Annotated in this window: 15 protein-coding genes; 8 read left to right on the top strand and 7 right to left on the bottom strand. The window is 43.3% G+C overall.

Going from position 1 to position 15,306, the window contains the following annotated elements; translation table 11 throughout:
- Positions 1-77: 77 nt before the first annotated feature.
- The 3 genes from FIS9605_RS0115145 to FIS9605_RS0115135 form a co-directional block, all read right to left on the bottom strand.
- Positions 78-749, bottom strand: a complete 672-nt coding sequence (locus tag FIS9605_RS0115145; protein WP_026733344.1) for a glycoside hydrolase family 24 protein — start codon at positions 747-749, stop codon at positions 78-80.
- A gap of 170 nt (positions 750-919) precedes the next feature.
- Complete coding sequence (locus FIS9605_RS0115140) at positions 920-1,951, bottom strand: 2-hydroxyacid dehydrogenase (RefSeq protein ID WP_026733343.1); 1,032 nt, start codon at positions 1,949-1,951, stop codon at positions 920-922.
- 18 nt (positions 1,952-1,969) lie between these two features.
- Positions 1,970-2,629: an NAD(P)H-binding protein gene (locus tag FIS9605_RS0115135; RefSeq protein WP_026733342.1), complete on the bottom strand. Its 660-nt coding sequence runs from the start codon at positions 2,627-2,629 to the stop codon at positions 1,970-1,972.
- A gap of 175 nt (positions 2,630-2,804) precedes the next feature.
- On the opposite strand from FIS9605_RS0115135, the gene FIS9605_RS0115130 reads away from it, so the two are divergent.
- A complete protein-coding gene (locus FIS9605_RS0115130; protein WP_026733341.1) occupies positions 2,805-3,497 on the top strand; it encodes a DUF1997 domain-containing protein in 693 nt (230 codons plus the stop codon).
- Positions 3,498-3,594: 97 nt separating this feature from the next.
- Here FIS9605_RS0115130 and FIS9605_RS0115125 read toward each other — a convergent pair whose 3' ends face one another.
- Positions 3,595-4,065 carry a DUF4079 domain-containing protein gene (locus tag FIS9605_RS0115125; protein ID WP_072032399.1) on the bottom strand — a complete coding sequence of 157 codons (471 nt, stop codon included), beginning with the start codon at positions 4,063-4,065 and terminating at the stop codon, positions 3,595-3,597.
- A gap of 493 nt (positions 4,066-4,558) precedes the next feature.
- Between FIS9605_RS0115125 and FIS9605_RS0115120 the strand changes: the two genes are divergently transcribed.
- Entirely contained in the window at positions 4,559-5,032 is a 474-nt protein-coding gene (locus FIS9605_RS0115120) for a hemerythrin domain-containing protein (RefSeq protein ID WP_026733339.1), read from the top strand.
- A 342-nt stretch (positions 5,033-5,374) separates the two neighbouring features.
- A complete protein-coding gene (locus FIS9605_RS0115115; protein WP_026733338.1) occupies positions 5,375-6,661 on the top strand; it encodes an ankyrin repeat domain-containing protein in 1,287 nt (428 codons plus the stop codon).
- A gap of 166 nt (positions 6,662-6,827) precedes the next feature.
- On the opposite strand, the gene argZ is transcribed toward FIS9605_RS0115115, so the two are convergent.
- Positions 6,828-8,939: a bifunctional arginine dihydrolase/ornithine cyclodeaminase gene (argZ, locus tag FIS9605_RS0115110; RefSeq protein ID WP_026733337.1), complete on the bottom strand. Its 2,112-nt coding sequence runs from the start codon at positions 8,937-8,939 to the stop codon at positions 6,828-6,830.
- Between the two features lie 529 nt (positions 8,940-9,468).
- Positions 9,469-9,738: a hypothetical protein gene (locus FIS9605_RS0115105; RefSeq protein ID WP_026733336.1), complete on the bottom strand. Its 270-nt coding sequence runs from the start codon at positions 9,736-9,738 to the stop codon at positions 9,469-9,471.
- Positions 9,739-10,057: 319 nt separating this feature from the next.
- Here FIS9605_RS0115105 and FIS9605_RS0115100 point away from each other — a divergent pair, with 319 nt between their 5' ends.
- From FIS9605_RS0115100 to FIS9605_RS0115080, 5 genes are all read left to right on the top strand, one after another.
- Positions 10,058-10,597, top strand: a complete 540-nt coding sequence (locus FIS9605_RS0115100; protein ID WP_026733335.1) for a GAF domain-containing protein — start codon at positions 10,058-10,060, stop codon at positions 10,595-10,597.
- Between the two features lie 177 nt (positions 10,598-10,774).
- On the top strand, positions 10,775-11,695 hold the full coding sequence (locus tag FIS9605_RS0115095; RefSeq protein WP_026733334.1) for a 3'-5' exonuclease: 921 nt from the start codon (positions 10,775-10,777) through the stop codon (positions 11,693-11,695).
- Between the two features lie 148 nt (positions 11,696-11,843).
- Positions 11,844-12,680: a tetratricopeptide repeat protein gene (locus FIS9605_RS0115090; RefSeq protein WP_026733333.1), complete on the top strand. Its 837-nt coding sequence runs from the start codon at positions 11,844-11,846 to the stop codon at positions 12,678-12,680.
- Between the two features lie 49 nt (positions 12,681-12,729).
- Positions 12,730-12,993, top strand: coding sequence for a DUF4212 domain-containing protein (locus FIS9605_RS0115085; RefSeq protein WP_026733332.1), 264 nt, complete (start codon positions 12,730-12,732; stop codon positions 12,991-12,993).
- Positions 12,993-14,684 carry a sodium:solute symporter family protein gene (locus FIS9605_RS0115080; RefSeq protein WP_026733331.1) on the top strand — a complete coding sequence of 564 codons (1,692 nt, stop codon included), beginning with the start codon at positions 12,993-12,995 and terminating at the stop codon, positions 14,682-14,684. Before FIS9605_RS0115085 ends, FIS9605_RS0115080 begins: the two co-directional genes overlap by 1 nt.
- A 165-nt stretch (positions 14,685-14,849) precedes the next feature.
- On the opposite strand, the gene FIS9605_RS0115075 is transcribed toward FIS9605_RS0115080, so the two are convergent.
- Positions 14,850-15,296, bottom strand: coding sequence for a response regulator (locus tag FIS9605_RS0115075; RefSeq protein WP_231510372.1), 447 nt, complete (start codon positions 15,294-15,296; stop codon positions 14,850-14,852).
- Between the last annotated feature and the right edge of the window lie 10 nt (positions 15,297-15,306).

Here is a 15,306-nt window from a genome sequence, read left to right as displayed (position 1 = left end):
GTGTTATACCTTCGCTCAAGTACCTTATAACAAGTTTTGATTATAACTGCCGTATAGTGTATATTTATTTTTAATTTTTAAGTTGCTTTTAATTCTTCCTTTAACATTTTTTGGTAAATCTGTGGTAAATAGGGACTTACAGAATTAGTTTCAATACCATAGCCTAAACTTGTCCATGTTGATGACAGTCGCCGCAACACTTCATCTAACTTTCCCTGACGCAGTAGCTGAGAGATATTAATTCCCCAAAATTCGGAATCACTTAACCAACTATGCACCACTGCGTCTTGATACTCTGGTTCAAAACTATAAGAATTCCAAAACATTAACCGCTTCGGTTTTGGGTGATATCTAGGCGCGATCGTATACCAAGTTGTATTGATGATTTGATATCTACCAGCAGCTGTAGAACAATTACCCTGATTAGGACCAGTCACAATTGTGACACATATCTGTGGATGACGGCTGAGGTCTTTAACATGCTGTCCGCCATACAAAATTGAATAGGGACGGTTACTACTGGCTTCACTGGCTGAGATAGTTCGCATTAAAGCGCGGATGTAGGGATCGCCACCTTTCATGACCAACGGTGGTTGTCTGTTTTTAAACACAGGATCGGGACGCGATCGCAAATCACCAATGATATACCACTGAAATAAATACACAAATGCCAACAAAGCGGCTAGTGGCCCGATAAATTTTTCAATCCCTTTAAATTCCCAGCCTTTCAGAGTCCGACTCCTTAAAATTGCCTGCTATGCCCATCCAAAATATAACAATCATTATTGACGTACTCGTTTCCGGAAAGTTCTCACTTGGGGACATAGCAAAGGGGATCGGGGATTAGGGACTGGGGCAAGGGGCATCGGGCAAAGATAATCGTTAATCCCAATCCCCAATCCCCAATCCCCAATCCCCCTTAAGCGGGAGATTTAGCGAGAACTTGAGGTTGATAGGAGATTTCATTAGTCAGGGGACGACCTTGCTCAAAGTCTGTGATGTTTGAGATTGTTGTTTTAGAGATATCAGTCAGTGCATTGCGGGTAAAGAAGGCTTGATGGGCTGTAATCACGACATTCGGGAATGATTGCAACAGCTGAAAAACATCATCCTCAATCACGCTGTCAGATAAATCTTCAAAGAATAGGCCATTTTCTTGCTCATAAACATCAATTCCAAGATGACCAATCTTTCTTGATTTAATTCCCGCAATTACAGCCTCGGTATCAATCAGTCCACCTCGACTCGTATTGATCAGCATGACTCCAGGCTTCATTTGCTCAATCGCGTTCGCGTTAATTAGGTGATGCGTTTCTGGGGTGAGAGGACAGTGCAATGAAATAATGTCCGCCTTGGCGAACAACTCTGGCAATTCTACATAGCGGGCATTAGCAATTGTCTCAAACTTGGAATTTGGAAAAGCATCATATCCAAGCAAATGGCAGCCAAATCCCTGCATGATTTGAGCAAAAATCATGCCGATCTTGCCTGTGCCAATGATGCCAACTGTGCCACCATGCAGATCAAATCCCAGCAGTCCTTCTAAGGAGAAATTATCATCTCGAACTCGATTGTAAGCCCGATACAGCTTGCGATTCAGCATCAAGATTAAACCGACAGCGTGTTCTGCTACCGAGAAGGGAGAGTAGACAGTCACTCGTGCAACCTTAATTCCCAATTCTGCTGCTGTTTTCAGGTCTACATTGTTGAAGCCAGTACAGCGCAGTGCCACAAAACGAGTACCTTGCGCTGCCAAGAGTTTGAGGGTCTCGGCACTGACATCATCATTCACAAACACGCAAACCGCTGCACACTCGGCTGCTAGAGAAACAGTTTGAGGACTCAAACTAGTGTCGAAGTAAACAAACTCATGATTCGCTTGGGCAGCTGCGTTTGCTGCCTCCAAAAACTCGCGATCGTACGACTTGGTGCTGAAGACTGCAACTTTCACGCAATACTCCTGTTATACTCAAGCGACGCTTGCAAACAACTCACCAAAGTTTTTCGCAGGGGCATCTGGTTTTGCCACAATCTCTACAATTTTATTCTGTGCTGCTGGCTCAAATAGTGCTTCAACGCAAACTTGAGCAACTTTTTGGCGAGGAATACTGCCTTCAAACAACGTATCAGCGTTTTGCATCACGATTGAGTCAGGGTTATCTTCATTCCTCAAGCCACCCGGTCTGACAATTGTATAAGTTAAACCGCTTTTTTGCAGGTATTCCTCAGCTTGTTTTTTCCAGTATAAAATCAACCAGAATAAATTCAGAGGATGGAAAAATTGGGAAGCAGCCAAAGAAGAAACCAAGACGAAATGCTCTATCCCCCTACTCTTAGCAGCATTAACTAAATTTTTAGTTCCTTCATAATCCACTTTATAAGGGCCTGTGGGATCAAAGCTGGGTTTTGCTCCCGTAGCACATAGGAGTACCGTACTGTCTCCCAAAGCAGTAGCTAGGCTTTGTTGGTCTAACACATCACCCTGCACTAATTCGGCGTCAGCAGGCAGAATACTTCTCGCTTTCTCGACGTCGCGCACCAAGGCACGAACGGGAATATTCCGCGCTATCAGTTCTTGTACGATCCGGCGACCTGTTTCTCCTGTTGCTCCTGCTACAAAAGCTTTCATGATCAACGCTATCCTGGGAAACTAGTATGTCCTTTTTCTGTCTCTATTGTAGAGATTCGATGAAATGTATGATGTGTTTTTAAGTTTTCGGTCAAAATGTACTTTTAGTGCGAAACGTTGCACCCAAGACGGGAAAGATTAATTGAGACAATCATCAAAAGTATAAATGAATCTTATGATTTCAAAAAACTCAGAATATCAATCCTTTGAATCATTTGAAACAACAGAAGTGGTTTTGTCTGTGGCCTCAACGATCGCAGAAACTGAAGAAGCACGCCCACAGACAACTGTAGGGACTCCCACAACATTTTACGGTCGGTATCAGGACTGTATGGAAATGTATGCTCCTGTCCAGAGTGTTGCTGAGTATCTCAACAATCATGCTAGTTGGTTTTACCGCTGTGCCGAACCCATGAAGGTGGAACCACTAGGGAAAAATGGCTATGCTTTAGTAATTGGCCGCTTTGGCAGTTTTGGTTACGAAGTAGAACCAAAAATTGGTTTAGAACTTCTCTGTCCTGAGAACAGTATTTATCGCATTCGTACTATCCCTATTCCTGGTTATCAACCTCCTGGTTATGATGTAGACTACCGGGCATCGCTACAATTGATTGAAACCCAGGAATACCAAGCCACTGCTCATTTGGGTGAGATGACGCGAGTTGAGTGGGAACTGGATTTAACAGTTGACATTCACTTTCCTAAATTTATTCAGCGATTACCCAAGTCTTTAATTCAATCTACGGGCGATCGCTTACTTAACCAAATAGTCCGTCAAGTCTCCCGCCGCTTAACCCGCAAAGTCCAAGAAGATTTTCATCAATCTTTGGGCATACCATTGCCAGCTAATGTTAAGAAAAAGAAATGAGTCAAGGGTCAATAGTCATTTGTCCTTTGTCATTTGTAATGTTAATGACTAATGACTAATGACTAATGACTAATGACTAATGACCAATGACTAATAACTATGCATTACTGATAATTTTTTGCACAATTTGCACGCCAGTGATAGCTTGCCAAGTAAAAAGCCCTAAAAGGGTAAAATTCAACAAAATATGTGTGACACGCGCCCAATTCGCCCCTTTTTGCATGTAAGGAGACAAGGCAGCAGAAAAGGCAATTATACTTGTCATGCCAAGACCTGCTAGCAGGTGCGGCCCCACAAACAACTTACCATTATTAATATAGGTGACAGCCATCCCACCAACAGAGCCTAGCACCATGAACGCCAATAGTATAGAACCGATTTGGTAGTGTCTGACGTTATATTTACCTTTAATCAGTTCTTTCTTTTGTTCGCCTTGAGCATTTCTAGTACGCTGCACTTGTAGCCCCAGATATGCAGCATATATGGATGCTAACAGTAGCGCCCACATCATGATTGGGTGGAAGAATTGCGACCAATATTTTACCGATGGTGACAGTTCCAGATTCATTATCTTTGCCCCTATTCTTAAATCTTCATAAAAATTAGCATAACGCTAATTGGGAATGGGGGAATGGGGGAATGGGGAGATGGGCACGACCGAAATTCTAGGAAATTCCAAATACCCAATTCCGAATTGGACTGACCTTTTCTAACTTTTCATGTCTTGGATGTAAATAAGCTTCTACCTCTGGAAAGAGGTTGAATAATTTACAGTCCGTAAAAATTTAGATTAGAAAATTTATTGTTTTTTGTATTTTTTTATTTTCATCTACCAAACTAGAGACCGATAAAATTAATTAATTTTGATAGTTATAAAGTTTAGTGATAACTTTATTTTTGAATTGAATAGCTACTGAACCTATAAGTTTACAGGGAATTGCTGAAGCGTGTTCATTATAAAAGTATAGTTGTTTATCTACAATTTCTAAATGCTTTTACGATGTTGGAGTAAAAACTGTTTCAGACTACTGTTAAAAATTATTTACCACTAGGAGAAAAAAATGGCTAAGGCTACATCAAAGGATATCCTTTCGTTAATCGAAGCAGAGCATCGCCAAGTTGAACAGCTTTTTGCAGAAGCAGAAAAGGCAGACAATAAAAAACTGTATGAGTGTTTCAATCAAATTTTTAAAGCATTGACACTACACGCTAGAACTGAAGAACTAGTTTTTTACCCAGCGATGCAGGAGTACGAAGAAACTAAAAAGTATATTGAAGAAGCTGAGAAAGAACACGAAGAAGCAAAAGTGATTTTAGAGGAAATTAAGGAACTCAAACCAGGTGAATCAGAGTTTCAAAAAAAAATTAATGAACTTCAAAAAGCAGTGCAGCATCATGTAAGAGAAGAAGAAAATAAAATTTTTAATGCTGTCCGCAAGTGTATGAATGACGAACAGTTAACTAATTTAGGTCGGGAGTTCCAGGAAACTAAAGCTAAACTAGAGCCAGCTGTCAAAGCTGCAATGACCGAATAATACAGATGTTTTTGGTAATTGGTAATTGGTAAGAGCACCCATTACCCATCACCTATTACCGACCGATAAGGCGTCTTTCCCCATCTCTTGCAAAGTACTACATGATGGCGGAAATAAAACTACCATTATAAATCAACGAAAAGCCTAGATAGTAAGCTTTTTAACCCTACCCTGCACCGAAGCCGCCCTTGCGGGCGTCTACGCTGCGCCCCTTGGGCATGCTTTTGAATGCGTGAATGCGTGACTTACTCGGCAGCGGTAGTACCTTTTGCAAGAGGTCTAATATCTTGTACTCTAATTTGTGAGACTAATAGCGCTGCGGAATGTAAACACAAATAACTAATGACTCACAATAACGATGTCTTGCTGCTAAAGGCAGCTAAAACTGGTGATATCAAACGGGTACAAGCGCTGTTGGCTTTGGGTGCAACACCTGATGTGAGCGATCGCGATGGCACAACAGCGTTAATGTTTGCTGCCAATTTTGGCTATACGGAAATTGCGCGATCGCTGATCAATGCCGGGGCAAATATCAATTTACGCAGAAAACGCTATGGTTTGACAGCTTTGATGTTAGCTGCGAGTGCCAAAAATCTTGACATTGTGCGACTTTTAGTATCAGGTGGTGCGGATGTAAATGCCAGCAATGAAGATGGCAGCACTGCTTTGATGGCAGCAGCACTCAAAGGTCATGTTGAGGTGGTGCAAGTCTTACTAGCTGCTGGTGCAAACGCCAATGTCAAAGATAAAGATGATGATACTGCCTTGAAATTAGCCATTAAGCGCGGTAACACCGCCGTTGTGCAAGCAATCCTGCAAGGGCAAGGTGCAAATATTAATGCCCAGGATGAAGAAGGTGAAACTCCGTTGATGCTGGCGGCAGACTTGGGACATTTACAAGTTGTGCAAGCACTTTTAGCGGCAGGGGCGGATGTGAAACTGCAAAACCGCGATCGCAGTACGGCGCTATTAGCAGCGGCAGCGGCAGGACATAAGGCGATCGTTGCCGCTTTATTGGATGCGGGTGCTGATGTGAATGTTCAAGACAAAGATGGTGAAACAGCCCTGCACCTTGCAGTTGTTGAAGGTTATGCCGATGTGGTCGAAGAATTACTGAATCGAGGTGCAAATGTACAAATTAGAAATAACCTTGGCGATACACCGTTACTCGTAGCTGCGTTGCAGGGACACAGCCAAATTGTTGAAATCCTGCTGCGGTATGGGGCAGATGTGAATGCGAGAAATTTTGGTGAAGTGCCTTTAACACTCGCAGCAACGCAAGGCAACGCCGAAACTGTGAAAGTTTTGCTAGAATCGGGCGCTAATGCCAATAGCCAAGGAGATGATGGCAAAACAGCGTTACTCAAAGCAGCCGAACGCAACCGTACAAAGGTGATACAGCAACTAGTTGCTAAGGGTGCAGATGTGAATTTTCAAGACTCCGCCGGAGCAACGGCGCTGATGTGGGCAGCGTCAAGGGATTATGGTGAAGCGGTGCAATTGCTACTGCAAGCAGGGGCGGATGTAAATTTGAAAAATCAAGGTGGTTATACAGCTTTGATGCTAGCAGAGTTTAATGGCTACAGAGATGTGGTGCGGCAGTTGCAGACGGCAGGAGCACAGGAATAGGTATTTTATACTTTTAGCTGCGGAAAAACAAGAGGGGGAAAGGGAAAAGGAGAAAGGTGAAAGGTGAAAGGTTAATAAATTCCTTTACCCTTTACCCAATCCCCAATTCCCAATCCCCAATTCCCAATCCCCAATCCCCAATCCCCAATCCCCAATCCCTACTTTCCTACCCCGCCTTGACAGTGTACGGACTCGTCAATTTATCCAATTGCTGTACCAACAAACTCAGGAACAACCCTACATCTGTCACTACACCAAGCGATTCTATCGAACCCCTGTCACTTAACTTCGTCACCACTGCTGGGTTGATATCCACACACACCATCTTTACCCCCGCAGGCGTCATATTGCCCACACCAATAGAGTGCAGCATCGATGACAGCATCAAAATCATCTCCGCACCTTTGAGTAGTTCGGCGTATCTTGTTTGTGCTTTAATCAAATCCATCTCGGTATCAGGCAAGGGCCCGTCATCACGAATCGAACCAGCTAGGCAGAAAGGTACGTTATTTTTCACGCACTCATACATCACCCCACTTTGAATTACTCCAGCTTCTACGGCTTTGGCAATGCTGCCGTAACGCCGGACGGTGTTAATTACCTTGAGGTGGTGGCGATGTCCGCCGCGTACTGCTACGCCCCGCTTCATATCCACACCGAGGGAAGTGCCCATAATCGCTTGCTCAATATCGTGAACAGCGATCGCATTTCCTCCCAACAGCGCCTGCACGTATCCTTCACGAATTAGTCGCGATAGGTGTTCGCCGCCGCCAGTGTGAATCACCACTGGCCCGGCAGTGACAACTACTTTACCACCTGCATCGCGGATTTTACGTAATTCCCATGCCACCTGCTCAACAACCAATTCCACCCGCCGCTCGCTGGAAACTCCTGCGGACATAAAGCTAAATTCCTCAGCATTGCGTTTTTCCCGCGATTCTGGTTTGCGGATGGTGCGGATACCTTGCACATCGACAACTACCTGTTCGCCGACTGCTAATTCACGTAATATTTTACACTTCGCTACCAAACCTTGGGGAGTTTGGGAAATGGCGATCGCTCCATCCATGCGTTGATTGTGCACCTTGATCCACTCACCATTAACCCGCACCTCGGTGGGATAAATCGTGCTGACATAAAAATCATCGGGAGCAACACCAGCAATGGTAACAGGTTCCAGCTTGGCATCTCGTTCGTCTTGCGGCAAATCTACCGCACCCAAATCAATTAATTGCGAGATGATTTCCTCCATCACCCCGTGGGATGGTGCGGATATCTTCACCTCTGCTGCGGAGGTACTTTGCCGCTGTTCTCCCAAGTTGAAGTTCAAAACTTGGAAGCTACCACCGTTGTCTACAACCAAATCTAAAGCGCGGTTAATTAGGCCAGCGTCGAGCAAGTGTCCTTCCATGCGAATGATCCGACTTTCGACCGGTGCATTGGCATGAATTTCTTCTCTAACTGGTTCTGTTACCCGCAGGGTTAGACATTTCGCCGCACCACCAGCTTTGAGAAATTCCGTCAGTGGCGTTTCAATTACTTGAAAACCAATCTCAGTCAGACGCGCTTTCAGTGCATCGCTAGCCTTGTTCATTATAATAATGCGATCCACATTCACCGCATTGCAGGCGAAGTTCACCGCATCAGCCTCAGCAATTGCTATCCGCTTTTCTGGTGCTACTCGCATTTCAATCAAACGGTTGGAGTAGGAATCAAAAGCCGCAGGATAGTAAAGCAAATAGCCATCTGTTAATGGACAGAAGCAAGTATCTAGGTGATAGAAACGCTCATCTATCAACCGCAGGGATAGTACCTCTATATCCAGCCATTTTGCCAGATAGGGATGAGAATCTAATTCTGAGCGGAAGCCGTATCCTGCCCATAGCCAACGTCCTTCCCGATCTAGCAGTGCGTCTCCTGCACCCTCAAACGGCAGATCCTTTGGCAGTTCATAGACTTTGTAGCCGTTTTCTTCAAACCACTGCTTAAAATACGGTTCTTCTCCTTGACGCTCTTTGTGTAAAAAGCGACTGAGAACGACTGTATCCCCCAAAACTAAACCAGCATTAGCCGTGAACACCATATCAGGCCAGCCTGGTTGGGGTGGCGCTAGCTCTACAATTGCGTGTTCTTTGAGAATGTGGTAAAGTTTCTGCCACTGTTCCACGGCGCGATCACGCGATGACTTGTGAATATTTCCCTCCATCCAAGGATTAATCACATAATCCACGTCGTAGTGGTCGGGCGGACACATTAAATAGCGAATTCGGGAAGTCATAAAAAATGTCACTAGCGTATAGATGCGATCGGTCTATGATTGAATACTAATTTTTGCTGAGCCGATTCTGTAGAATTTGCTACTAAAGTTACACCTTTTGATAGTTGAAGGCTATGAAAAGGCATCCCTCCTATTCTATATACCCATAGGGGCCAAAAGACTGATTTTTAACTCAGGAGTTAAAGGCAGAAGTGGGTTGCTGCATTGCTAAGAGGCCAAGGTTACGGAAGACAGCTCATGCAACAACCAAAAATGCGTGGTTTTTGTCACGCTTATCTTGATACGTTTAGTTTTTAAGCTCTTGGTTTTTACGAAAAATTTAGCTACCCAGTATTTGGAGCCCTTGAAGATTTTCCAGCAGGATATCAACGGTATTTCTGACAGAAACGAAATTTATAAGGGCGATCGCCCTTATAAATGCAAAATCATAACTGCAATAATTTGCCTATTTACTTCATAAAATCATTAAAAATGAAATAGTTTTTAATAAAAATTCACTATTTTTGAATATTGAAATTCCCTTTGTGCCTTAGTGTCTTAGTGGTGAATAAAAGCACCTCTTGAACCACCAAGACACAAAGACACCAAGAAATTCAAGCTGGTAAGGTGTATCCCAGTGCGGACGACCGGTGCGCGATCGCAATTCCTGCAATGCTGGTAGTAGTTCGGCAAAAAAGCTAGGACGGTCAGCTAACGCAATGCCAAGTAAGTTAACGATGACATTTTGATCTGGTCGCTCCAGTAATTCTAGTACTTCAGCCACTTGTGGTGAGCGATCGCTAGGCAGCAAGTGTACCATCGTAGTCAGTGGCTAATGCAAAGTAGCGCATAGTTTTTTCGTCGTTTGCTGCTTGATTGAGTAGCTCCTTTATAGAATTGCTGAAGATAATTACTCTGGTTATCAAGCCTGAGAGGGAAAAATTCAGTTCTTAAGGCAGAAAAGCCTACTGTAAAACGCCGAATATGACTATTTTTGTGTAAAGTTTTAGTCTGGCTCTCAGATTCTTAAGAATTTAAGTCATCTTGTTAAACAAAGGATTTATAACGGTAAGTTAACAGAATAGACTTCCATGTGTAGCATGGAAGAACAATCGTCAATCACTCGTCATTGCAGACCTGTGTCAAGTCATTCCAACCCAGAATTTAACCCTAGCGTCACAGTGCGTCGCGATCGCGGTTTACAAAAAATACTTGAGCGCCTGATCGCAACAATGGAACGTGATGAATTAGTTACACAAACGACGAACCGCCTTAGAGATTCGCTTCAAGTTGATCGTGTGGTGTTGTATTATTTTTACTGCCAATGGCAAGGACAGGTGACGTTTGAAGCTTTGAGTTCTGATGAATTTTCCATCCTTGGTTCAACAGGCCCTGATGATTGTTTTAATAATGAGTATGCCGCTATGTATTTGGCAGGACGAGTAAAAGCAATACCTGATATTGAATTAGAACCAATTGCTATTTGTCACCGAGCTTTTCTCCGTAGCTTGCAAGTTCGTGCCAATCTGGTTGTGCCAGTCTTGGCTCCCAAGGGATTATGGGGATTGTTGATAGCGCATCACTGTCAAGCACCTCGTTCTTGGTCGCGATCGGATATGGAACTGATGCAAAAAGAGGCACAATTTCTGGCGACGACACCTTGTATTCAAGAGAGTTAGATAGTGGATAGTGGTTAGTGGATAGTGGTATAAAATCAATCACTAACTACCAACCACTAACTACTAACTACTAACTACTAACTACCAACCACTAACTACTAACTACTAACCATTAACCAATAACTATCTAAAAATGCTACCTTGGGAAACTGTGACTTAACCTGTGCTTCCCCAAATATGCCCTACCTGACATCAGCCAGCGCTATTCGTTCTCTGGTTTCTGAATATACCAGAAGTTCAACTTTGTGGATAGATACAGAAGTCGCTGATTACAAAAGTAGCAATCCCAGATTGTCGCTGATTCAGGTATTAGATGACCCTACAGATATGAGTGGCGATCGCATTCACGTTTTGGATGTACTGGAGTTGCCAGATGTCGTAGCTGAATTTATTGAACAAATCATGATTAATCCGGCGATTGAGAAGGTATTTCACAACGCCAGCTACGATTTGAAATTTTTGGGGAACAAAAAAGCCAAAAATGTGACTTGTACTTTAGAGATGGCAAAAAAAATCCCTTACTATATTTTGCCATTACCCAACTACCAACTGAAAACTCTTGCCTCTAAATTGTGTAATTTTCAGTCTATCGATAAACAAGAACAAACTAGCGATTGGGGACAGCGACCTTTAACAGAAGAACAAATAGAATATGCTTACCTAGACTGCATTTATCTCGCTCAGGTACATATGCATTTGATAGAATTAAATGCCAAAATCAACCCCGACCCTGCTACGGAAGACTTAATCGCACTTGCAGCAAGATACCAAGAAATTGAGCAATATCGGAAACTGTTGAATTCAGAATATGAGCATTTGCAAGAGCGAATTAAAAAAGCTATGCAAGCTCAAAATCTATCTGAAACTTCCGATTTAAAGTTAATTGGATATGAGCGGGCAACAGTAAAAGTATCATTTGCAGAGCTAGTTAGATTCATACAAACTCAAGATATTAATTTAGATTTTCCTATTACATTGACTCAAAAAATGCAAAAAGATTTAGGAAAAAATCTCGAACAATTATCTGTAGATGTAGAAAAAAATACAGCTTGGCGACTGACTAGCAAAACTCAGGAAAGTATCAATGAAGACGAGTAAAGTATGTACTAGCAATAAAATATTGGGTATAAATTTAATTTAAAATCGTAAAATAAAAATTTACAAAAATTCTGAGAAAATACGATTAAATATTAATGGCATGGAGTAAAAAAGTTATCAGGAAAATTTACCTATATCAGAACAACTTATGAAATTGCGGTTAGAGGAGCAGAAATTAACAAAAGTGGCAGTTGGCATAGCTGCGCTTACCGCATTTGTCACCATCGGAGTTGTTTCTTGTGCAAAGAACAACGATGTGCTAGTAACAGAAATCGGAGTGAGTGCTCCCAAAAGTCCAGTCGCTAAACCATTAAAAGCAGAAGACTTTTATACTCAAGGTCAGTACAAGCATATCCAAGGAGACTCCCAAGGCGCGATCGCAGCTTATACCCGAGCGCTTCAAATCAATTCTGGGTATGCCGCAGCCTACAATGGTCGGGGACTAGTTCAATTCGATATGGGAGACAAGCAGAAGGCGATCGCAGATTACAACCAAGCCATTAAGCTTGCTCCTAACTATGCTGAAGCCTACAACAATCGAGGTAATGCCCGCGCCGCCACAGGGGATCTTAATGAAGCAATTGCAGATTACAGTGAAGCCATTCGTCTTGCTCCTAACTACGCCGAAGCTTTCAACAATCGCGGTAACGCCCGCGCCGCTACAGGAGATAGAAAAGGTGCAATTTCAGATTACGACCAAGCCATTCGCCTCAATCCCAAGTATGCTGTTGCCTACAATAACCGAGGCAATGCCCGTGCCGCAATCGGAGACAGACAGATGGCAATTAATGATTTCGACCAAGCCATTCGCCTAAACTCCGAATTTGCCGCAGCTTACAATAATCGCGGTAATACTCGTGCTGCATTGGGAGATAAGCAAGGAGCAGTTGCTGACTTACAGAGAGCCGCAGCTATTTTTCAAAAACAGAAAAATACCGAATTATATAAACAAGTAATGCAGAATATCACAGATATTCAGCGTTAGAGCACTTCTGTAGAATAATTATTTTCTAAGCGTTTAAAAAATCATAATTATGAACCAAGATAAGCGTCAGGCTTACTGGCGTGCCAATACAGCTTTAATTAGAAATCTTCTTCTTGTTTGGGCACTGGTATCTATTGGTTTTAGCATTCTGCTTGTACAGCCATTGAACAATATACGTCTGGGTGGTTTACCTCTCGGCTTCTGGATGGCGCAGCAAGGCTCCATTTATATCTTCGTGGTGCTGATTTTTGTCTACGCCGTGCAGATGGATAAGCTCGATCGCCAATACGGAATCAAAAGGAGAGGTAAATAATGTCAGCTGAAGCTTGGACGACTTTACTTGTCATCCTTTCTTTCATTGTATATCTCTACATCGGTTGGCGCTCTCGCGTTAAAGATAGCAAAGGGTTTTTCGTAGCCGATCAAGGTGTTCCCTCCCTGGCCAATGGTGCGGCGACTGCGGCTGATTGGATGTCAGCCGCTTCGTTTATTTCAATGGCGGGGTTAATTTCCTTCCTTGGTTACGACGGTTCAATTTACCTGATGGGCTGGACTGGCGGCTATGTACTGTTAGCTTTGCTCTTGGCTCCTTATTTGCGGAAGTTTGGCAAATACACAGTTCCTGATTTTGTTGGCGATCGCTACTACTCCAACATTGCCCGCGTGGTTGCAGTCATTGCAGCTATCTTCGTCTCCATGACTTACGTAGCAGGGCAAATGCGCGGTGTAGGGATTGTGTTTAGCCGCTTTCTGCAAGTAGACATCAGTACTGGCGTTGTCATTGGGATGGTGATTGTCGGCTTTTTCTCGGTGCTGGGGGGAATGAAAGGCATTACCTGGACTCAGGTTGCCCAATACTGCGTCTTAATTATTGCTTACTTGATTCCCGCTGTTGCTATTTCTCTACTGCTCACTAATAACCCCATTCCCCAACTAGCGTTCACTTTCAGTGATATTGTCCCAAAATTGAACCAAATCCAGCTCGATCTTGGTTTCCAAGAATATACGCAACCGTTTGTTAACAAGTCGATGCTGGATGTTTTATTTACTACCGTCGCTCTCATGGTGGGAACTGCGGGACTTCCCCATGTGATCGTACGTTTTTACACAGTACCAGATGTGCGCTCGGCTCGCTTTTCTGCTGGTTGGGCGTTGCTGTTAATCGCCTTGTTGTATACAACAGCACCAGCTTTATCAAGCTTCGCCCGCTATAACTTGATTAGCACATTACACAACCGCACGTTTGAAGAGATTCATCAACTAGACTGGGCGAAAAAGTGGGAAAATACCAAGTTATTGAACTTTGCCGATAAAAACGGTAATGGACGCATTGAGTTGACCTCAGATAAAAAAACTAGCGAGATTGACATTGATCGCGACATTATCGTTCTCTCGACCCCAGAAGTAGCAAAATTGGCTCCTTGGGTAATTGCTTTAGTTGCTGTCGGTGGATTAGCAGCAGCTTTATCGACAGCATCGGGGTTACTGTTGGTAATTTCGAGTGCAGTTGCCCATGATATCTATTACCGCATGATTAATCCGGGAGCCTCAGAATCTAAGCGGGTGATGGTGGGTAGAGTTATGGTGGGTTTTGCGATCGCCATTGCTGGTTATTTCGGTGTCAATCCGCCTGGGTTTGTTGCTGAGGTAGTGGCGTTTGCTTTCGGTTTGGCTGCGGCCAGCTTTTTCCCAATTATCATTTTGGGAGTATTCGACAAACGGACAAATCGAGAAGGTGCGATCGCCGGTATGGTAGTGGGCTTGTGCTTTACTATCTTTTATATAGTCGGGGTAAAATTCTACGGAATGCAACCTTGGTTTTTCGGCGTCTCAGCCGAAGGAATTGGCACCCTCGGAATGTTAATCAATTTTGTGGTCACTTGGAGTGTTTCTCGACTCACAGCACCTCCACCATTTGAAGTTCAGGAGATGGTTGAAGTATTGCGGATACCCGGTGATGAGCCACCGGCAATTGAAGAACTAGATGAAGATCATCTTGATTAATTAGTGAAGGGTTAGTGGATAGTGGTTAGTGGATAGTAGATAGTAGATAGTGGTTAGTAGATAGTGGTAAAAAATCAACTACTAACTACTAACCACTCACTACCAACTACTAACCACTCACTACCAACTACTAACTACTAACTACTACCTACTAACTACTAACCACTAACTACTAACTACTCGTTTAGCCAGGCTAGCAACAACTGCGATTAGTTCATCTAAATCAATAGGTTTGCACAGATGACCTTGAAAACCAACCAATAGCTCGTCAATATCATTCACATTTTTGGGATAGCCAGTCACGGCGATCGCTGGAATCTGTCCTCCTTGATCGGCACCAAGATTTCTCACTTGGCGAATCAGGTTGTAGCCATCTGTACCTGACATTTGTATGTCACTAATCAAGATATCCGGCTGAAATTGTGCGATCGCTTCTAGCGCCTGCTGTGCTGAAGCAACTGGGATGACTTCTGCGCCATTGCTTTCAAGGACGAAGGTGAATAACTCTCGCGTGTCTTGATCGTCATCTACAACCACTAACCGCAAACCATTAAGGATGTAAGTATCGTTATATGATACTTTCGAGCCATCTGTTGAATCTTCAGCTTGCACGTCTTAATCT

This window comes from Fischerella sp. PCC 9605 (assembly GCF_000517105.1).
Classification (GTDB): Bacteria; Cyanobacteriota; Cyanobacteriia; order Cyanobacteriales; family Nostocaceae; genus PCC9605.
This window is presented reverse-complemented; position numbering and strand designations above follow the sequence as displayed.